The sequence below is a fragment of the Vicinamibacterales bacterium genome (assembly GCA_041659285.1).
In the GTDB taxonomy this organism is placed as follows: Bacteria; Acidobacteriota; Vicinamibacteria; order Vicinamibacterales; family UBA2999; genus 12-FULL-67-14b.
The window spans coordinates 366,336-385,060 of record JBAZYO010000003.1; the positions used below are offsets into that span (position 1 = coordinate 366,336).

The 18,725-nt window shown below is 66.0% G+C and carries 14 protein-coding genes; 9 read left to right on the forward strand and 5 right to left on the reverse strand.

The window, feature by feature from the left end:
* Positions 1 to 147: 147 nt before the first annotated feature.
* From aceE to lpdA, 3 genes are read left to right on the forward strand one after another with little or no spacing between them, the layout of a single operon-like run.
* Positions 148 to 2,826 (forward strand): pyruvate dehydrogenase (acetyl-transferring), homodimeric type, encoded by a 2,679-nt coding sequence (gene aceE / locus WC815_06515; GenBank protein ID MFA5908408.1) that lies wholly within the window; start codon positions 148 to 150, stop codon positions 2,824 to 2,826.
* 2 nt (positions 2,827 to 2,828) lie between these two features.
* Positions 2,829 to 4,145: a 2-oxo acid dehydrogenase subunit E2 gene (locus WC815_06520; protein MFA5908409.1), complete on the forward strand. Its 1,317-nt coding sequence runs from the start codon at positions 2,829 to 2,831 to the stop codon at positions 4,143 to 4,145.
* A 2-nt stretch (positions 4,146 to 4,147) separates the two neighbouring features.
* The gene (gene lpdA / locus WC815_06525; protein MFA5908410.1) at positions 4,148 to 5,560 is read left to right on the forward strand and encodes a dihydrolipoyl dehydrogenase; all 1,413 of its coding nucleotides are present in this window, start codon (positions 4,148 to 4,150) and stop codon (positions 5,558 to 5,560) included.
* On the opposite strand, the gene WC815_06530 is transcribed toward lpdA, so the two are convergent.
* The 3 genes from WC815_06530 to WC815_06540 form a co-directional block, all read right to left on the reverse strand.
* Positions 5,444 to 6,580: a hypothetical protein gene (locus tag WC815_06530; protein MFA5908411.1), complete on the reverse strand. Its 1,137-nt coding sequence runs from the start codon at positions 6,578 to 6,580 to the stop codon at positions 5,444 to 5,446. The two genes, lpdA and WC815_06530, sit on opposite strands and share 117 nt — an antisense overlap.
* Complete coding sequence (locus WC815_06535; protein MFA5908412.1) at positions 6,577 to 7,290, reverse strand: hypothetical protein; 714 nt, start codon at positions 7,288 to 7,290, stop codon at positions 6,577 to 6,579. The genes WC815_06530 and WC815_06535 overlap by 4 nt, the downstream gene beginning before the upstream one ends.
* A 233-nt stretch (positions 7,291 to 7,523) precedes the next feature.
* On the reverse strand, positions 7,524 to 7,838 hold the full coding sequence (locus WC815_06540; GenBank protein MFA5908413.1) for a PadR family transcriptional regulator: 315 nt from the start codon (positions 7,836 to 7,838) through the stop codon (positions 7,524 to 7,526).
* 113 nt (positions 7,839 to 7,951) lie between these two features.
* Between WC815_06540 and WC815_06545 the strand changes: the two genes are divergently transcribed.
* Genes WC815_06545 through WC815_06555 form a run of 3 tightly spaced genes read left to right on the forward strand, consistent with a single transcriptional unit; the run spans position 7,952 to position 13,502 of the window.
* Positions 7,952 to 10,405 (forward strand): DUF1592 domain-containing protein, encoded by a 2,454-nt coding sequence (locus tag WC815_06545; protein ID MFA5908414.1) that lies wholly within the window; start codon positions 7,952 to 7,954, stop codon positions 10,403 to 10,405.
* A 2-nt stretch (positions 10,406 to 10,407) separates the two neighbouring features.
* Positions 10,408 to 11,793: a DUF1552 domain-containing protein gene (locus tag WC815_06550; GenBank protein ID MFA5908415.1), complete on the forward strand. Its 1,386-nt coding sequence runs from the start codon at positions 10,408 to 10,410 to the stop codon at positions 11,791 to 11,793.
* Positions 11,790 to 13,502 (forward strand): ankyrin repeat domain-containing protein, encoded by a 1,713-nt coding sequence (locus WC815_06555; GenBank protein ID MFA5908416.1) that lies wholly within the window; start codon positions 11,790 to 11,792, stop codon positions 13,500 to 13,502. The genes WC815_06550 and WC815_06555 overlap by 4 nt, the downstream gene beginning before the upstream one ends.
* 86 nt (positions 13,503 to 13,588) lie before the next feature.
* Here WC815_06555 and lipA read toward each other — a convergent pair whose 3' ends face one another.
* The gene (gene lipA, locus WC815_06560) at positions 13,589 to 14,521 is read right to left on the reverse strand and encodes a lipoyl synthase (protein ID MFA5908417.1); all 933 of its coding nucleotides are present in this window, start codon (positions 14,519 to 14,521) and stop codon (positions 13,589 to 13,591) included.
* Positions 14,522 to 14,566: 45 nt separating this feature from the next.
* Here lipA and WC815_06565 point away from each other — a divergent pair, with 45 nt between their 5' ends.
* Both WC815_06565 and WC815_06570 read left to right on the forward strand, forming a co-directional pair.
* On the forward strand, positions 14,567 to 15,262 hold the full coding sequence (locus tag WC815_06565; GenBank protein ID MFA5908418.1) for a metal-dependent hydrolase: 696 nt from the start codon (positions 14,567 to 14,569) through the stop codon (positions 15,260 to 15,262).
* A gap of 31 nt (positions 15,263 to 15,293) precedes the next feature.
* Positions 15,294 to 16,772: a serine hydrolase gene (locus tag WC815_06570; protein ID MFA5908419.1), complete on the forward strand. Its 1,479-nt coding sequence runs from the start codon at positions 15,294 to 15,296 to the stop codon at positions 16,770 to 16,772.
* Positions 16,773 to 16,793: 21 nt separating this feature from the next.
* Here the strand turns inward: WC815_06570 and WC815_06575 are convergent, their stop codons facing one another.
* Entirely contained in the window at positions 16,794 to 17,378 is a 585-nt protein-coding gene (locus tag WC815_06575) for a TetR/AcrR family transcriptional regulator (protein ID MFA5908420.1), read from the reverse strand.
* A 178-nt stretch (positions 17,379 to 17,556) separates the two neighbouring features.
* Here WC815_06575 and WC815_06580 point away from each other — a divergent pair, with 178 nt between their 5' ends.
* Positions 17,557 to 18,714 carry an HD-GYP domain-containing protein gene (locus tag WC815_06580; GenBank protein MFA5908421.1) on the forward strand — a complete coding sequence of 386 codons (1,158 nt, stop codon included), beginning with the start codon at positions 17,557 to 17,559 and terminating at the stop codon, positions 18,712 to 18,714.
* Positions 18,715 to 18,725: the final 11 nt, after the last annotated feature.

Consider the following 18,725-nt stretch of genomic DNA (forward strand, 5'->3'; position numbering starts at 1 on the left):
GAGAATGGCTCATGTGTATGCGTTGCAGCATGTTACAAGCCGTCTAGCCCGGCTCGCCGCTTTCATTTCCCCCCCAATCCCGGTAAAATGGTCCGGTTATCCAAACGACGGGAAAGTTCGCTCCTATAAGGAAGGTAATAGTCGGCCATGAGAAATACCGCTCCTACCGATGCCGCCCAGCTCGAAGCCCTCGAAACCCGGGAGTGGCTTGATTCGCTGGACGACGTAATGAAGCACGGCGGCCCGGCCCGCGTCGGCAGCCTGCTTCGCGAGCTTGGCATTCATGCCCAGAAGTCGGGTGTCCGCCTCCCTTTCACGGCCAACACGCCGTACATCAACACCATCAACGCCGACGAGCAGGTCCCGTACCCGGGCAGCCGCGAGATCGAGCGCCGCATCAAGAGCCTCGTTCGCTGGAACGCCATGGCCATGGTGGTGCGCGCCAATCGCGTCGAAGACGGCATTGGCGGTCACATCTCGACCTTCGCCTCGTCCGCGACACTCTACGAGGTGGCCTATAACCACTTCTTCCGCGGTCGCGACAATGGCAACGAAGGCGACGTGGTGTTCTTCCAGGGCCACGGCTCGCCGGGTATTTACGCCCGCGCCTTCCTCGAGGGCCGGCTCTCGAACGAGCAGCTGGTGAACTTCCGCCGCGAGTTTGCCACGGGCGGCGGCCTGTCGTCGTATCCGCACCCGTGGCTGATGCCCGACTTCTGGGAGTTCCCGACGGTGTCGATGGGCCTCGGCCCGATCATGGCCATCTACCAGGCCCGCTTCACCCGCTACCTGGAAGACCGCGGCCTCAAGCCGAAGACCGACGCCAAGGTGTGGGCGTTCCTCGGCGACGGCGAAACCGATGAACCCGAGTCGCTCGGCGCCATCACGCTCGCGTCGCGCGAGAAACTCGACAACCTGATCTTCGTGATCAACTGCAACCTGCAGCGGCTCGACGGCCCGGTGCGCGGCAACGGCCAGATCATCCAGGAACTCGAGGCCATTTTCCGTGGCGCTGGCTGGAACGTCGTCAAGTGCATCTGGGGCTCGGAATGGGACGCCCTGCTCGAGAAAGACACCGACAACCTGCTCGTCAAGCGCATGGGCGAGATCGTCGATGGCGAGTATCAGAAGTACGCCGTCGAATCAGGCGGCTACGTCCGCAAGCATTTCTGGGGCGCCGACCCGCGGCTGCTCGAGATGGTCAAGCACCTCTCGGATGAGCAGCTCAAGAAGCTCACGCTCGGCGGCCACGACCCGGAGAAGGTGTTCAACGCGTTCAAGCGCGCCACCGAAACCAAGGGCATGCCGACGCTGGTGCTCGCCCGCACCATCAAGGGCTACGGCGTCGGCGAGTCCGGCGAAGGCAAGAACGTCACCCACCAGCAGAAGAAGCTCAACGACGAGGAAATCAAGGCGTTCCGCACTCGCTTCGGCATCCCGATTTCGGATGACGACGTCAAGGACGCGCCGTTCTACCGTCCGGCGCCCGACAGCGTCGAGATGAAGTACATCCAGGAGCGCCGCGCGGCGCTGCACGGTTCGGTGCCGAAGCGGGTGGTCCGCACCGCACCGATGCAGACCGAGTTAGGCGATGCCTTCGACGAGTTCCACCAGGGCACCGGCGATCGCACGGCCTCGACGACCATGGTGTTCGTGAAGATGCTGTCGAAGCTCCTCAAGGACGAGCACATCGGCAAGTTCGTGGTGCCGATTGTCCCGGACGAGGCGCGCACGTTCGGCATGGAAGCGCTGTTCCGCCAGGTCGGCATCTACGCGCACAGCGGCCAGCTCTACGAGCCGGTGGACCGCGACACGCTGCTGTATTACAAGGAAGCCGCCGACGGCCAGATCCTCGAAGAGGGCATCAACGAGGCCGGCGCGATGTCGTCGTTCATCGCCGCGGGCACCTCCTACGCGACGCACGGGATCAACATGATCCCGTTCTTCATCTTCTATTCGATGTTCGGCTTCCAGCGCGTCGGCGACCTGATCTGGGCCGGCGCCGACATGCGGATGAAGGGCTTCGTGGTGGGCGGCACCGCCGGCCGCACCACGCTCAACGGCGAAGGCCTGCAGCACGAAGACGGCCAGAGCCACGTGCTGGCGCTGCCGGTGCCGACCTGCCAGTCGTACGATCCCGCCTTCGCCTACGAGCTGGCGGTGATCATCGAAGACGGCATCAAGCGCATGTATCACGATCAGGAAGACGTGTTCTATTACCTGACCGTGATGAACGAGCAGTACCAGCACCCGGTGATGCCGGAAGGCGTGCAGGAAGGCATCCTCAAGGGGATGTACGTCTGCAAGCCGACCAGCAAGCCGAAGGCCAAGCTGCGCGCGCAGTTGTTCGGCAGCGGCACCATCCTGCTGCAGGCACTCGAGGCGCAGAAGATTCTCGAGGAGAAGTACAACGTCGGCGCCGACGTGTGGAGCGTCACCAGCTACGTGAACCTCTATCGCGACGGTCACGCCTGCGACCGCTGGAACCGCCTGCACCCGACCGAGGCGCCGCGCGTGCCGTACGTCACCCGGGTCACCAAGGACGCGCCCGGCGTGTTCGTGGCCGCCTCCGATTACCTCAAGACGCTGCCGGACGCGATCGACCGCTGGCTGCCGCGGCCGCTGCAGGCGCTCGGCACCGACGGCTTCGGCCGCAGCGACTCCCGCGCCGCGCTCCGCAACTTCTTCGAAGTGGACGCACGCTTCATCGTGCTGGCGACCCTGCACTCGTTGATGGAAGACAAGCAGATCGAGCCGAAGGTCGTGGCTCAGGCGATCAAGGACCTCGGCATCGACGCCGAGAAGTCGAACCCGGCGGTGAGCTAAACGTGGCCGATTTTATTCTCCCGAATCTCGGTGACGGCGTCGCCCAGGGCGACGTCCTCAAGGTGCTGGTCAAGGTCGGCGACACCATCAAAGTCGATCAGCCGGTGGTCGAACTCGAAACCGACAAGGCGACCATCGAAGTGCCATCCGACGTGGCCGGCACGGTGAAGGAAATTCGCGCCAAGGCCGGCGACAAGCTGAAACCGGGCCAGGTCGTTCTCATCATGGAGAACGGGGCCTCGGCAGGTGCATCGAGTGCGGCACCTGCTGCACCTGTTGCACCCGAAGTCCCGGCTGCACCCGTGGCCGCGGACCGGCCGAAGGTGGTTGATATCGCCGCGGGCCGTCCGGCCCCCGCGCCGGTTGCGGCGCCGGCACCGGCGGCCGCATCAGTGCTGACGTCGGCACCGGCCGCGCCATCGGTCCGGCGTCTCGCGCGCGAGATCGGCGTCGACGTGAGCCAGGTCACGGGCACCGGTCCTGGTGGACGTATTACCCAGGACGACGTCAAGGAATTCGCGAAGCGGGTGATGAACAGCTTCGGTAGCGGCGGCCAGGCGGCCGCGGCGGCCCGTCCCGCGGGTTCCGGTCCGGCGCTGCCGGACTTCTCCAAGTGGGGCGAGGTCGAGCGCAAGGCCATGTCGGGCATTCGCCGCAAGACGGCGGAGCACCTGAGCCACGCGTGGAACACCATCCCGCACGTCACCCAGTTCGACAAGGCCGACATCACCGGCCTCGAGCAGATGCGCAAGAAGTACCGTGGCGAGGCCGAGAAGGCCGGCGGCAACCTCACGGTCACCGCCGTCGCCGCCAAGGTGATTGCCACCGCCCTCAAGGCGTTCCCGCAGTTCAACGCGTCGGTGGACGCGGCGGGTGAGGCGATTGTCTACAAGAAGTACATCAACGTCGGCATTGCCGTGGACACCGAGAACGGCCTGCTGGTGCCGGTGATCCGCAACGCCGATCAGAAGAACCTGATCGAGTTGTCGGTGGAGATCAACCAGCTCGCCGACAAGGCGAAGGCGCGCAAGCTGACGCTCGACGACATGTCGGGCGGCTCGATGTCGATCTCGAACCTGGGCGGCATTGGCGGCACGTCGTTCACGCCGATCATCAACTGGCCCGAGGTCGCGATTCTCGGCATCTCGCGCGGCGTGCTCGAGCCGGTGTGGAACGGCACGACGTTCGAGCCCCGGCAGATGCTGCCGCTCTCGCTCAGCTACGATCACCGCTTGATCGATGGCGCGGACGCCATTCGCTTCCTGCGCTGGGTCGCCGAAGCGCTCGAGAATCCCTTCACGCTGGCTCTCAGGGGTTGACCGTGGCGCATCACGTTGCAGTAATCGGCGCCGGGCCGGGAGGCTACGCCGCAGCGTTTTACGCCGCGGACCTGGGTCTGCGAGTCACCCTCATCGACAACGAGAAGAACCCGGGCGGCGTGTGCCTGTACCGCGGCTGCATTCCGTCCAAGGCGCTGCTGCACGTCGCCAAGGTGCTGGACGAGGCGAAGCACGCCACGGACTGGGGCATCGACTTCGGCGCGCCGAAGATTGACGTCAACAAGCTCCGCGACTACAAGAACCGCGTCGTCGAGAAGCTGACCAGCGGCACCGGCCAGGTGTCGAAGTTTCGCAAGGTGAACTACGTCCAGGGCTGGGCGTCGATTGTCGATGCCAAGACCATCCAGGTGAAGAAGGCGGATGGCGGGGAAGAGACCATCACCGTTGACTACATGATCGTGGCGACCGGCTCGACGCCGACGAAGATCCCGTCGCTGTCGATCGACTCGCCGCGCGTGCTGGATTCGACCACCGCGCTGGACCTGCCGGAAATCCCGAAGACCATGCTCGTCGTCGGCGGCGGCTACATCGGGTTGGAGCTGGGCTCGGTCTACGCGGCGCTCGGCACCAGGGTGTCGGTGGTCGAGATGACGCCCGGGCTGCTGCCCGGCGCCGACCGCGACCTGGTGAAGTTCCTGTCGCAGCGCATCGAGAAGATCTACGACAAGGTGATGGTCTCGACCAAGGTGACGTCGATGAAGGCGTCGAAGGACGCGGTCACGGTCTCGTTCGAAGGCGAGGGCGCGCCGAAGGAAGCCACCTACGATTACGTGCTGGTGTCGATTGGCCGGCGTCCGAATGCCACTATCGCGGGCCTGAACAAGACCAAGGTCAAGGTTGACGCCAAGGGCTTCATCGAGACCGACGGCCAGCGCCGCACCGCCGAGCCGACCATCTTCGCCATCGGCGACGTGGCGGGCGAGCCGATGCTCGCGCACAAGGCGTCGCACGAGGCGCGCGTCGCCGTGGAGGCCATCGAGGGCCACAAGGCGGTGTTCGAACCCGCGGCGATTCCCGCGGTCGTCTTCACTGATCCGGAAATCGCGTGGGCGGGCCTCACGGAAGCCGATGCCGAGAAGCAGGGCATCAAGGTGGACGTGGCCAAGTTCCCGTGGCCGGCCTCAGGCCGCGCGATTGCCATCGATCGCACCGACGGCATGACCAAGCTCCTGATCGAGCCGGAGACCGAGCGCATTCTCGGCGTCGGCATCGTCGGATCGGGCGCGGGCGAGTTGATCGCCGAGGGCGTGCTGGCGATCGAGATGGGCGCCACCGCGTCAGACGTGAAGCTCACCATCCACCCGCATCCGACGCTGTCGGAGACGGTGATGGAGGCGGCCGAGATGTTCTTCGGCCAGGCGACGCACGTTTATAAACCTAAACGGAAAGTTTAGAAACCAGCCGGTGCCTTGGGTGCGAAGAGTGCCTGGGGTGCCTAAGGGGTTGGTGCCGCGGTGCCGGCGGGTGCTTGCGATCGTAACAGCGAGCGCAGCAAGCCCGGTCATCAGCGGCAGCACCCACCACGCCGGCCGCCGGAAGTTCGCTACCCTGAAGATCGAGGCGATGCGGCCATCCATGGCTAGCATCGCGAACCACGCGACACCCCACCACACGAACGCGCGCATCACGGTGGGCCGGAGCACGCCGGCCAGGTTCCAGCCGATGATCCCGAACAGCACCGCGAGCATCGGCAAGCTCGATCGCAGCAGGCGCTGCCACGGTGTGGGCTCCGGGTGATCGACCCGTTGGGTCTCGGCCCACGTGAGGAACTTCTCGTAGCTGGCTCGGCGGGTCTCTGGGGTTGATGGCTCGCGAAGGTGCCGGTAGACGGAGCCAGGATATTGGTAGCGGCCGGCACGATCGTTGGCGAGGGATCTCTGGTACATCCGCTCGTTCTGTTCTGCGGTGAGCTGATAGCCATCGGGGCTTGGTAGCACGACGATCGCCGCTGCGGTGAAGAGCGCTCCGGCTGCCAGCCAGAGCGTGGCCGTTCGGCCGGTGACTCGCGCGTCACGCCGCAACAGGAACAGGGCGGGCAGCAACGCCGTCGCGAACGCGGTGACGACTGCGCTGCGCAGGGCGAGTTCCAGCAACACGTCTGCCGGAAAGTCGGCGCCGGTCGCGCGCGCATTGACGATGGCCATCTCGGACGCAATGCCCAGGCCCATCGCCGTGGCCAACGCGAGCAGGCTGTACTTCCACATACCGGTGTCCTCCGTGAGCGCGTGCCGCAGTCCGCAGCTCGCCACCGTCAACATGAACGCGAGAGAGCCGCGCGCGATGACCGCCGCGCGAGCAGAGGATGAATGCGCGTGGCGAAGTTCGCGGTCCCAATCCGCGAGCAGCGGCTCGAAGACCTGCCGTCCTGAGGATTCACCGCACAGCCACGTCGCAAGTGCGAGCAGGCGCGTCACGCCCGCGCCTCGAGTCGTCTTGACCGCGATTGCTGAAGGAGGCCCATCGTTCCGAATCCGACAACCGGCAGCCAGAGTCCGGTGCCCGGCAGCAAATCAAGCCGGTTCTCGAAACTGAGTCCCGAAAAAAAGAGGCCGTAGAATGCGGCGTAAGCGGCGATGGTCGCGACGCTGGCCGGCACAGGCGAGTAACGGTGGTTACGCGGCCGCTCGAGCCCGACCCATCGCAGCCACAACAGGAGCACTGGCAGTATCGCCAGCACGGCGCGCTGGTTCAGCTCCTTGCGGACATAACCCGCGCGGTTGAAACGCGTCGCCGCAGACGCCCTCGACGGATCGGCGATGAGCGCGGAAGTGGAAAGCTCACGGAGGCCAGGCGCGGGGTAGCCATGGCGCCCTTCCCTCGCAACCGCCACGCGCCAGACCTGGTTCGACGCCGGAACGACCCAGCCACAGAAAAGCATCATCAACGCGAAGGCCACTATGCCGAGCTTGAGCGCGGTGGCCCGTTGCACGTGTTCGGGAAGTGGTTCGTAGCGGCGAATGGCGTCGACAGCCGCGACCATCGCGAACGGGAACACCGACGTCATGGTCGAGGGCAAGATTGCGAGATTCAGCAGTCCGAGCGACCAGACATTGTCGATCTGCATCGACATTTGAATGGCCAGGATGACTGCGATCGTGAGCGTGATGCCGGCAATCCTCCTCACCACGCGATCCGTGACGGTAGACGGCGCAGGAGTGCTGACCAGGTGCGGGCTTGAGACAATCGCCGCGCAAACGAATGCCGCCAGGCCTCGAGCTGTGGCCCAGGGACGGCGTGGCGCCGGGCTATCGTGCCACTCGCGTTGCCAGTCAGCCACTAGTGGCTCAAACACGTTCGCGACGACCGTTGGCGAGAACCAGAGGCGCGCGAACGCGAGCTGTCGGCTACCAGGCATCATCAGATTCCCTGCGGCTCTGCGTTGGCCGCGAAAGACGACTCGGCCGCCTGCCAGGCGGCCAGCACGCGCATGGCCAACCCGGTGGGGCGATAGAGCCGTCGGGGCAGGCCGATGGCGCCTTCGGGCATGGCCTCCTGGCGCGACTCGAGGTAGCCCTTTTCGTGCATCCGGCCGAGCGTCACATAGACCGTGCCGCGCTTCAGCTGGCCGCCGGATTGCTCAACCATTTGCAGGCCGAACAACTCGCCTTGGTGGGCCAGCAGTTCGACAATCAGGCGTTCGGTGGTCGAAAACTTTGGCAGTATCTCGCTCACGGCAGTGATTATCGATCTTACATGAAGTAAGTCAAGAGGAATTCCGCACCCTAGGCACCTCAGGCACCCCTAGGCACCCCTAGGCACCTTAAACGTCCTATACTCCTGCGGCAGTGAAGCGCCTTCTCTCGATTCCGATATTGGTGTGTCTCCTCGCGCTGCCCCTGGCCGCCCGGGAACAGACCCCCGCAAAGCCCATCCCGACGCCCGCCGCGTCGCACGCCGTGGCCATGCCGGCAACGACGCAGGTCGAGGTGGTGTCGCAATACTGCGCGACCTGCCATAGCGAGCGCGGCAAGGCCGGCGGGCTGTCACTGGCGGGGTGGGACACCAAGCGGGCCTCCGATCACCGCGACGTCACCGAGAAGATGATTCACAAGCTGCGCGCCGGCATGATGCCGCCGAGCGGCGCCAAGCGGCCGGCGGACGCCGTGATGGCGCAGTTGGTGGGCGCGCTCGAGTCGCGGATGGATGCCATCGCCGCCGCGGATCCGAATCCCGGCTGGCGTCCCTTCCAGCGCCTGAACCGCGCCGAGTACGCGCGCGAGATCAAATACCTGCTCGGCCTCGACGTCGACGTCACCGCGTTCCTGCCCGCCGACACCATCAGCGACGGCTTCGACAACGTCGCCGACGTGCAGACCTTCTCGCCGACCTTGATGGAAGGCTACCTGCGCGCCGCCAGCCGCATCGCCATGCTCGCCATCGGCGACCCTGAGAGCACCGCGACCCAGGCCACCTTCAAGCTGCCCAAGACCGCGTCGCAGATGGAACGTGTGGACGGCGCGCCGCCCGGCACGCGCGGCGGCATTTCAGTGGAGCACATCTTCCCGGCGGACGGCGAGTACGTGTTCAGCCTCGACTTTTTCGCTGAGCCGCTCGGGTTCCTGTTTGGCAACACGGTCACCGGTGAGCAGATCGAAGTGTCGCTGGACGGTGCCCGGCTCGCGGTGTTCACCATCGACCCGAAGATGAGCGAGGAGAAGACCGGCCTCACCGTCAAGACCGCGCCGCTCAGTGTCAAGGCCGGCCCGCATCGCGTGACCGCGGCGTTCATTCAGCGCTACGAAGGCCTGATCAACGACCTGATCGCGCCGATCGATCACACGATGGCGGATACCGAGATCGGCACCGCCTTTGGCATCACCACGCTGCCGCACTTGCGTAGCCTGAGTGTCGTCGGGCCGCACAAGGTGACCGGCGTGTCGGATACGCCGAGCCGGCGCCAGGTGTTCACGTGCCGGCCGATGTCGGCGGCCGATGAAGACGTCTGCGCCGCGCAGATCGTGCGCGGCCTCGCCACGCACGCGTTCCGGAGACCGGTGGCTGAGAAGGACCTGGTACGGCTGCTGTCGTTCTATGCCCGCGGCCGCAAGGAGAAGAACTTCGAGTTCGGGATCACGAAGGCGCTCGAAGCCGTGCTCGCCAGCCCGCAGTTCCTGCTCCGGGTGGAAGAGCAGCCGGCGCGCCTGGCCACCAGCAACTATCGGCTTGCCGACTACGAATTGGCCTCGCGGCTGTCGTTCTTCCTGTGGGGGACCGGTCCCGATTCCGAACTGCTGAAGCTGGCCGGCCGTGGCGGCCTCAGCCTGCCGGGTGCCTTGACGAAGCAGGCGCGCCGCATGCTGGCGTCACCGCGCGCGGATGCGCTGGCGACCAGGTTCGCCGCGCAGTGGCTGCGTCTGCAGGATCTGGAACGCGTGATACCGGATCCGATCCTGTATCCGTATTCCGACCGGACGCTGTCCCTCGCGCTCAAGAAAGAGACCGAGCTGTTCTTCGACAGCCTGGTCCGCGAGGATCGCAGCCTGTTCGAGCTGCTGACCGCCGACTACACGTTCGCCAACGAGCGTGTGGCGCGCCACTACGGCATCCCCAACGTCACCGGCCCGGCCTTCCGCCGCGTGCCCGTGCCCGAGGAACGCCGCGGCATTCTGGGCCACGGCAGCGTGCTCACGCTCACCTCCATCGCCGATCGCACCTCGCCGGTCATGCGCGGCAAGTGGGTGATGGAAGTGCTGCTCGGGTCGCCGCCGCCACCACCGCCGCCCAACGTGCCGGCTCTCGAAGAGACCAAGGGCACCACCGACACGGGCGCGGCGCTGTCGGTGCGCCAGCGGATGGAGCAGCACCGCAGCAACCCGGCCTGCACCTCGTGCCACCGCGTGATCGACCCACTCGGCCTCGCGCTCGAGCCCTTCGACGCCACCGGCAAATGGCGCGTGAAAGACGGCGGCGCGGTCGTGGATGCCTCGGGCGTCCTCTTCGATGGCACCAAAATCGACGGCCCCGCCGGCTTGCGTGCTGCGGTGTTGCGTCACAAGGACGCGTTCCTTCTCAGTTTCACGCGCAGCTTCATGACCTACGCGCTGGGCCGCCGCATCGAAGCCGCCGACATGCCGGCCGTGCGCAAGGTCATTCGCGCCGCCGAGGCGCAGAACTACCGGATGAGCGCGTTTGTGAACGGCGTCATCCAGTCGAGTGCGTTCCAGATGGCCCGCGCGCAAGCCTCGGAACCTTCAACCACGACGATGGCCCCGGCTTCCGCTCAGGCACGGCAGGAATAATCATGTTCATTACCAAGCAGCACTTGTCCCGTCGCGCCGTCCTCAAAGGCATGGGCGCCAGCGTCGCCCTGCCGTTCCTCGAGGCCATGACCCCGGCCGGCACCGCGTTCGCCCAGGCCGGCAAGCGTCCGGTCCGGCTGATCGCCATGGAGATGGTGCACGGCGCCGCCGGCAGCACCACCTTCGGCATCAAGAAGAACATGTGGGCGCCCGCGGACACGGGCAGCGCCTTTGACCTCAGCCCGACGGCGATGAAGTCGCTCGAGCCCTATCGCGATTACCTGACGATTGTCAGCAACACCGACGCGCGCAACGCCGAGGCCTTCGCGGCGCCCGAGATTGGCGCCGATCACTTCCGCACCGCCGCGGTGTTCCTGACCCAGTCGAAGCCGAAGCAGACACAGGGCTCCGACGTGTTCGCCGGCACCTCGTTCGATCAGATCTACGCGCAGACGTCCGGCCAGGCCACGCCGATCCCGTCGATGCAGTTGTGCATCGAGAACGTCGATCAGGCCGGCGGCTGCTCCTACAACTACTCCTGCGTCTACACCGACACCATCAGCTGGGCGTCGCCCACCGATCCGCTGCCGATGATTCGCGATCCCCGCGCGGTGTTCGATCAGCTGTTCGGCGTGGGCGCCACCCCCGAAGCGCGCCGCGCCCGTCGTCGCGACGACCAGAGCATCCTCGACTGGGTGTCGGAATCGGTGGCCGACCTGCGGCGCCGCCTGGGTCCCGCCGATCGCGCCCGCCTCGCGGATTACCTGGAGGACGTGCGCGAGATCGAGCGGCGCATCCAGAAGGTGGAGAGCGCCAACAAGACCGGCGAGCCTCGGGAGCTGCCAGGGGCGCCGGTCGGCGTTCCGGATTCGTTCGAAGAGCACGTCAAGCTGATGTTCGACCTGCAGGCGGTGGCCTTCGCCGCCGACACCACGCGCATCTTCTCGTTCAAGTTCAGCCGCGACGTGTCGAATCGGGTCTTCCCCGGCAGCGGCTCGACGGCCGCGTTCCACACCGGTTCGCACCACCTCGATCGCGACGAGCGCATCACCGACTTCCAGAAGATCAACACGTATCACGTCGGCTTGGTGCCGTACCTGCTCGAGAAGCTGAAGCGCATTCCCGACGGCGACGGCAACGTGCTCGACAACTCGCTCGTGATCTACGGGTCGGCGATGGGCAACTCGAACCTCCACAACCACAAGCGCTGCCCGCTGTTCTTCGCCGGCCACGCCGGTGGCGCCCTCAAGGGCAACCGTCACGTCCGCGCCGAAGACGGCACGCCGATGGCCAACGCCATGCTGACGGCGCTGCGCGGCCTCGGCGTTGACCTCAACCAGTTCGGCGACAGCACCGCCGCCCTCGACGTGAACGCGGTGAAGTCATGAAGAAGGGGCTTGGGGCCTGGGGCTTGGGGCTTGGGCAGACGCTCAATGTGGCGTCCGCCTTTAGGCGGACCGTTGCGACCGGCTGTATCGCGTTGGCCCTCGCGGTCGGCCTCCACGCCGATACCACCGTTGCTGACGCCGCCAAGAGCGGTGATGCCGCCACGGTGAAGGCCCTCCTCAAGCAGGGCGCCGACGTCAACGCCGCGCAAGGCGACGGCATGACCGCCCTCCACTGGGCCGCGACCAACGGCGACGTGGCGATGACCCAGATGCTGCTGGCGGCCGGGGCCAACGTGCGCGCCACCACGCGCCTGGGCGGCATCACCGCGCTGCACCTCGCCACCCAGGGCGGGCAGGCGCGAGTGGCCGCCGCGTTGATTGTCGCGGGCTCCGAGCCGAATCTCACGACGACGACGGGGGCGACGCCGCTGATGCTGGCGGCGCGGTCCGGCAACACCGAAACGGTGACGCGCCTGGTCGAAGTGGGCGCCGACATCAACGCCAAGGAGAAGACCTACGGGCAAACCGCGCTGATGGTGGCCGCCGGCCTCGACCGCGCCGACGTCGTCCGCCTTTTGCTGGCCAAGGGCGCCGACGCGAAAATGGCGTCGACCGTGGTGGACCTGAAGGCGCTCACCGCGCCGATCGATGGCGAAGGTCGCGGTCCAGCGGCCGGGGGCCCGGCGCCACGCGTGGACGTGCCCGGCGTCACGCGCGGCTATCGTTACAACGAGTTGATTGGCGCGCAGGGCGGGCTCACCGCGTTGCACTTCGCCGTCCGGCAGGGCAGCGCCAACGCGGTGCGCGCGCTGGCCGAAGGCGGGGTCGATGTGAATGCACCCAGTCCCGGCGACCGGGCGACGCCATTGCTGGTCGCGCTCATCAACGGGCACTTCGATGTCGCGGCCTACCTCGTGGACAAGGGCGCCAACCCGAACTTGGTGAGCGATGCCGGCGTGTCGCCGCTCTACGCCACGCTCAACGTGCAGTGGGCGCCGATTGCGGCGTACCCCCAGCCGCGCGCTCACCTGCAGCAGTCGCGCGGCTACTTGGATGTGATGAAGCTGTTGCTCGACAAGGGCGCCGATCCCAATGTCCGCGTGCGTCGAAAGGTGTGGTACTCCGGCTACAACTTCGATCAGTCCGGCGTGGACGAAGTGGGAGCGACCCCGTTCTGGCGCGCCGCCTATGCCGCGGACGTGGCGGCTATGAAGCTGCTGGTGTCGTATGGCGCCGATCCGCTCATCCCCACCATCAAGCTGTTCTCGCGCCGGGGGCCTGAGGATCCGGCTGCGGGCACCGACAAGTCCGGCCTGCCGGTGGTCCCGATCGGTGGTCCCGGTGCGTCGCCTCTGCTGGCCGCCGCGGGACCGGGCTACGCCATGGGCTTTGCCGGGAACTCGCACCATCATTCGCCGAGCGGCATGCTGCCGGCGGTGAAGTACCTCGTCGAGGAACTCGGCCTCGATGTGAATGTTGTCGATCAGGACGGCAACACCACCGTGCACAACGCGGCGGCGCGAGGCGACACCGAGATGGTGCGCTACCTCGTGTCAAAGGGCGCGGATGTGAAGAAGATCAATCGAGCGGGGCAGACGACGATCGATGTCGCCAATGGGCCGGTGCAGCGGACGCAGCCGTATCCGGAAACCATCAAGTTGCTCGAGAGCCTGGGCGCCATCAACAATCACAAGTGCGTTTCCTGCTAGGAGCCTGACGGGAGGGAACCCTCTTGTCGGGGCGACACCTCTTGACGGGGCGGCAATACCCGACGGGGCCGTAACGGCCGACTTAACTAGCGAGCGAGAGCAGCGGTAGCGGCGTCAGCCTGTTCGTGCGCGTGATACGAACTGCGGACCAGCGGGCCGGCTTCGACGTGGACGAACCCGAGGCCGAGCGCAATGCGCTTGAGTTCCCGGAACTCGTCCGGGTGGTAATACCGCGTCATCACGGCGTGGTCGTTCGACGGCCGCAGGTACTGCCCAAGCGTGAGGATCGAGACGCCGACATTGCGGAGATCCTTGAAGACCTGGACCACTTCCTCGTGTTCCTCGCCGAGCCCCATCATCATCCCGGTCTTGGTCGGGATGCCGGGCGCGAAGTGCCGGGCGCGGTCGAGCAGTGCGAGCGTGCGCGCGTACTTGCCGCCCGAGCGCACGGCCCGATACAGGCGCGGCACGGTCTCGGTGTTGTGGTTGAGGATGTCGGGCTTCGCGTTGAGCACGATTTCGAGCGGGCCGGCCTCGCCCTTGAAGTCGGGGATCAGCACTTCGACGCGGCACTCGGGCAGGCGCTGCTTGATCTCGCGGATGGTGTCCGCGAAGATGCCGGCGCCGCCGTCGGGCTGGTCGTCGCGATCGACCGAGGTGATCACCGCGTACTTCAGGTTCATCTGCTCGACGGCCTCGCCGACGCGCCGCGGCTCGTCGATGTCGAGGGTGGCGGGCTTGCCGTGCGCCACCGCGCAGTAGGTGCAGGCGCGCGTGCAGACGTCGCCGAGGATCATGAAGGTCGCCGTGCCGTGGTGCCAGCACTCGCCGATGTTGGGGCAGTGCGCGTCTTCGCAGACCGTGTTGAGCTTGAGGTCGCGCATGATGCCGCGCAGGCGAAGGTAGTTCTCCGACCCCGGCGCCCGGACCTTGAGCCATTCCGGCTTCGGCTCGCGCTTGGGCGCCGCAGCGTCAGCGGCGGCGGCCGGCTTCACGAAATGTAACGGCGCTTCGATCATCTCCTTTCCAGTGTAACTGAAAGGTGGACAGGTTACAGTTTCCCGATGGCAAACCTGGCAATCACGTGGTTGGGGCACTCGTCGTTCCGCATCCGCACGCCTGGGGGCAAGGAACTGCTGTTTGACCCCTGGTACACCGGCAATCCGTCGTTTCCGGAATCGGCGCGGCCGAAGAAGGCCGACCTGATCCTGGTCTCCCACGGCCACAGCGACCACATCACCGATGCCGCCGCCATGGCCAAGTCCACCGGCGCCACGGTTGTCGGCAACTGGGAGATCTATTCGTGGCTGGGCAGCAAGGGCGTCCAGAACATGGAGCCCATGAACAAGGGCGGCACGATTACCGTGAAGGGCCTGCGCGTCACCATGACCGATGCGCGGCACAGCAGCAGCTTCGACGACAACGGCATCGTCTACCTGGGCGAGCCGGGCGGCTTCATCGTCAAGCTCGAGAACGGACAGACCATCTATTTCGCCGGCGACACCTCGCTGTTCGGCGACATGAAGATGATCGGCGAGCTCTACCAGCCTGACATCGCGTTCCTGCCGATAGGCGATCGCTTCACGATGGGGCCCGACACCGCCGCCATCGCCGCGAAATGGCTCGGTGTGAAACAGGTGGTGCCGATGCACTACGCGACGTTCCCGCTGCTCACCGGCACGCCGGAACAACTCGAGCAGCACCTGGCGGGGTCGGGGATTGAGGTGTTGAAGCTGAAGCCGGGCGAAACCGCCCAGTAGGATGCGGCGTCTGGTCTTATAATGCGGCCTCATGACAAAGACATGGGCCGTCCTCCTTGGCATTGCCGTGTCGGCGGTTGCCGCCATCGCGCAGACGCCGACTGATGCGCGGCAGTTGCTGGTGGCCCGCGCCAAGTCGCTCGAGTTGAACACGCCCTACGTGCCGCCGCCGGGAGACCCGCTGGAACACTATGCTTCTGGCTACGCGAAGATCATGTGTTCGGCCGTCTTCGTGAGCGGTCTCGATCCGGCGTTTGCCGCCGAGAACGTCGGCTACTTCACCGCGCCGTACGCCGAGCGCGCGAAGCTCGGCACGCCGAAGGTCGATCGCGCGAGGCGAACGGTCGAAGTGACCATGCCAAACGGCACCGTGCGGGTTGCGAAACAGGTCGGCAGCCAGGGATGCGTCACGCTCCCGATTGGCAAGACCGACGTGTTCTTCACGCCGTCCATCGTCAAGAGCGCGCTGCCCGACCCGAAGACGCAGCCCTGGCCGATGGGCGACGTGATGCCGACTGGCGCTGCGCCCGCCGGGGTCGACATGGTCAGGGTGCAGCAGGCCGTTGACGCGGCCTTCGACCCAGCCGGCATGACCGCCGCCTTCGTCGTCACCTACAAGGGGCGTATCATCGCCGAACGCTACGGCGACAACATCACGCCGGCCACGCCGCTCGAGAGCTGGTCGATGGGGAAGAGCCTCAGCGGCACGCTGATGGGTGTGCTGATCAAGCAGGGCGTCTACACGCTCGAACAGCCGGCTCCCATTCCCGAGTGGCAGGCGCCCGGCGATCCGCGCGCGAAGATCCGCATCATGGACATCCTCCACATGTCGAGCGGGCTTCGCATCCGCGCGCCGCTGGATCCGGACTACGACGAGAACGGGCCGTATCCCGATCACCTTTACCTCTATACGGGCAGCATTGATTCGTACAAGTACGCCGCGACGCGTCCCCTGCAGTGGCCGCCGAATACGGTCGGTCGGTATCGGAACACCGATCCGGTGCTGACCAACTACCTGATCCGCCTGGCGGTGGAGAAGCGCAAGGAGGACTACCATTCCTTCCCGCAGCGGGCGCTGTTCGACCGGCTCGGCATCCGCACGATGGTGATGGACACCGATCCGTACGGCAACTTCCTTACGCACGGCTACGAACTGGGCTCGGGTCGCGACTGGGCGCGCATTGCCAACCTGTATCTGCAGGACGGCGTGTGGAACGGCGAGCGGATCCTGCCGGAAGGCTACGCCAGGTTCGTGCGCACGCTCGCGCCCGCCTGGGAAGCCGACCAGCGCCCGATCTACGGCGGTCTGTTCTGGATCAACGGCGACAGCACGTTCCCCGCGCCGAAGGAAGCCTTCTATATGTCGGGTGTCGGTGGCCAGACGGTGCTGATGATCCCGTCGCACCAGCTCGCGATCGTCCGGCTGGGGCACTACAAGGGCGTGGCGCCGGGCGGCCGCGCGCTGCGCAAGGCGGTCGGCATCCTGATGGAGGCGATTCCGCCAGCGTGATAGAGCAGGGCGAAATCCGGACTATTTCTTGAGAAGGCCGCCGACCAGGTAGTCGACAAAGGCGTCGCCGATCTGATCGGACGTCGCCGGGCCTTCGGGAGCGAACCACTTCGGAATCCAGTTGATGGCGCCCATCATCGCGAACTCGATGAGCTTGGGGTCGCCGGGCTTGAACAGCCCCTCGTCGATGCCCTGCTGAATGATCGCGCGCACGCCCTGGTCGAACTGGTCGCGCTTGACGATCACGCGCTTGAAGAGCACCGGCGACAGCGCTTCCGGGTCGAGGGTGAGGGCGGTGCCGTGGAGTTCGTCGAGGATCAGGTGCACGAAGGCGAGCACCAGCTTGCGCAGCTTGGCGTCCGGGCTGGACGTTTCCGCCTGCACGTCGGCCATCAGCGTGAGCAGCAGGTCCAGCGAGTAATCGTGGCAGGCGAAGAGAATCTCTTCCTTGTTCTTGAAGTAGTAGTAGAGATTGCCCTTGGTCATTTCCAGCGCCGACGCAATTTCGTCAACGCTCGCGCCGTGATAGCCGCGCCGGCGGAACGCGGCGGCGGCGCTCTTAAGGATTTCCGTCCGGCGGTCCGACGCCGAGGCTGACTTGGCCATAGGGGACAAGCTGGTTATAGCATACATTTGAACGAGCGTTTAGGGATGTGGTAGGCCCCGCACGTGGCATCCACCGGCGGAGTCCTGAAGGTCTGCCGCGACGGGTCGATTAGCTCATTGTGGCGTCTACCGCTGTGCCAGGCGTGACCATCCGCAGAGTCGTGTTCGTCAAGGCTCGATGAGACTGGTACGCATTGAGGAACTGCGAGCCGGCGACCGGCTGGGCCGGGACATCTTCGCCCGACCTGAGGCGCTGCCGCTGCTGCGGGCGGGAATCCGGGTATCGGACGGCTATAAGCGGTCCCTCGTGCGATCGGGGATTACCGCGGTCTGGATCGATGACGGGCTGTCGGCGGGCATCGAGCCGATCGAGATGGTAGCCGAGGCCACCAAGCAGAAGGCGCGGGGAGCGATTGCCGACGCGCTTCGAGAGGCATCCGAGACGCTGGCGACCGGAGGCACGTTATCGAGAGACACCGTCCGGGACATGCGGGGGGTGGCTGAACTGATCGTCGGGGACGTGGAGCAGAATGTCCACTCGGCGCTCGCGCTCAGCGACCTCGCCAACGCCGATTCCTACACGCTCAAGCATTCGCTTGCCGTAACCACCCTCGGCCTCGTGCTGGGCTCGCGGGTGATGCGGAAGTACGGATGGACCGATGGCGATGGCCACCGGCGCTTCGACGGCATCGAGGACCGCCTGTTGGAACTCGGGGTCGGCCTACTGTTGCACGACATCGGCAAGCTGGCCGTGCCCCCGGAGATCCTCCGAAAACCAGGGCCCCTGACAGGCGAAGAGTGGACCGCAATGCGGGCTCACCCAACGCTGGGCTTCGAGATTCTCTCAAAGGCCGACGGCATCAGTCTCCTCTCGCGCGCCGTCGTGCGATCACACCACGAACGGTGGCTCGGTAACGGGTATCCCGACGGCTTGGCTGGGACCGCCATTCATTTGTTCGCCCGGATCGCGGCCGTGGCGGATGTGTTCGATGCGCTGACCTCGGATCGGCACTACCGCAAGGCCATGCCGCTGCGCGAGGCCTACGACTTCGTGGTGGACCGCGCCGATCGAGATTTCGACCGCGAGGTGGTCAGTGTCTTTCAGTCGTCGGTAGCCCCGTATCCACCCGGCACCCCGGTCCGGCTCTCCGACGGCCGTGGCGGCCTGGTCCAGGAGGTGCAATTGGGGGATGTGATATCGCCCATCATCCGCGTCGTCGTGAATGCCGCAGGTGAGCTGATACCCCCTCAGGTCGTCGACCTGTCGACGGCCGTGGACCTCACCATCGTCTCGACAGAGGTCGAGATTCCCGCCGAGGTGCCGTTACCTCACTGAACTGCCGGCGA

What these genes read in the sequence shown, in the direction of transcription:
- WC815_06550 (MFA5908415.1), top strand. Translation starts at nt 10,408, where the DNA reads ATGTTCATTACCAAGCAGCACTTGTCCCGTCGCGCCGTCCTCAAAGGC.
- WC815_06575 (MFA5908420.1), bottom strand. Translation starts at nt 17,378, where the DNA reads ATGGCCAAGTCAGCCTCGGCGTCGGACCGCCGGACGGAAATCCTTAAG.
- aceE (MFA5908408.1), top strand. Translation starts at nt 148, where the DNA reads ATGAGAAATACCGCTCCTACCGATGCCGCCCAGCTCGAAGCCCTCGAA.
- WC815_06565 (MFA5908418.1), top strand. Translation starts at nt 14,567, where the DNA reads ATGGCAAACCTGGCAATCACGTGGTTGGGGCACTCGTCGTTCCGCATC.
- WC815_06570 (MFA5908419.1), top strand. Translation starts at nt 15,294, where the DNA reads ATGACAAAGACATGGGCCGTCCTCCTTGGCATTGCCGTGTCGGCGGTT.
- WC815_06580 (MFA5908421.1), top strand. Translation starts at nt 17,557, where the DNA reads ATGAGACTGGTACGCATTGAGGAACTGCGAGCCGGCGACCGGCTGGGC.
- lipA (MFA5908417.1), bottom strand. Translation starts at nt 14,521, where the DNA reads ATGATCGAAGCGCCGTTACATTTCGTGAAGCCGGCCGCCGCCGCTGAC.
- WC815_06555 (MFA5908416.1), top strand. Translation starts at nt 11,790, where the DNA reads ATGAAGAAGGGGCTTGGGGCCTGGGGCTTGGGGCTTGGGCAGACGCTC.